We start from the raw sequence: 1,034 nt of genomic DNA on the forward strand, positions 1-1,034 counted from the left end.
GGGTCGATCTGGATCTTGCCGTCCATGTACCAGTCGACGATCTTCGGCACATCGGTGCGGCCGCGCGCGCCGCCGAAGGCGGTGCCCATCCAGGTGCGGCCGGTGACCAGCTGGAACGGCCTGGTCGAGATCTCCTGGCCGGCGCCGGCAACGCCGATGACCACCGACTTGCCCCAGCCGCGATGCGAGGCTTCGAGCGCCTGACGCATGACCTTGGTGCTGCCGGTGCAGTCGAATGTGTAGTCGGCGCCGCCGATCTGGTCGGCGCCACGCTTGGTCATGTTGACGAGGTAGGGCACGACATCGCCGTCGATCTCCTTCGGATTGACGAAATGCGTCATGCCGAAGCGCTCGCCCCACTCCTTCTTGTCGTTGTTCAAATCGACGCCGATGATCATGTCGGCGCCGGCAAGTTTCAGGCCCTGGATGACATTGAGGCCGATGCCGCCGAGGCCGAAGACGACCGCGGTGGCGCCGATCTCGACCTTGGCGGTGTTGATCACGGCACCGATGCCGGTGGTGACGCCGCAGCCGATGTAGCAGATCTTGTCGAAGGGCGCGTCCGGATTGACCTTGGCCAGCGCGATCTCGGGCAGCACGGTGAAGTTGGAGAAGGTCGAGCAGCCCATATAGTGAAAGATCTTGTCCTTGCCGATCGAGAAGCGCGACGAACCATCGGGCATGAGGCCCTGGCCCTGCGTCGCGCGGATCGCCGTGCAGAGGTTCGTCTTCCTTGACAGGCAGGACGGGCACTGGCGGCATTCGGGCGTATAGAGCGGGATGACGTGGTCGCCCTTCTTGAGCGAGGTGACACCCTTGCCGACATCGACCACGACGCCGGCGCCTTCATGGCCGAGGATGGCCGGAAACAGACCTTCCGGATCGGCGCCCGACAGTGTGAATTCGTCGGTGTGGCAAATGCCTGTCGCCTTGATCTCGACCAGCACTTCGCCCTCGCGCGGGCCCTCGAGGTCGACCTCCATGATCTCCAGCGGCTTTCCGGCGGCGACAGCGACAGCGGCGCGGGTTTTCAT

General features: G+C 64.5%; 1 protein-coding gene. It reads right to left on the minus strand.

The window, feature by feature from the left end; all coding sequences use genetic code 11:
• The coding region (locus AC0L2D_RS31770; RefSeq protein ID WP_473544109.1) for a zinc-binding dehydrogenase at positions 1 to 1,034 on the minus strand (1,034 nt) is incomplete at both ends.

The organism is Mesorhizobium sp. WSM4833 (assembly GCF_055811095.1).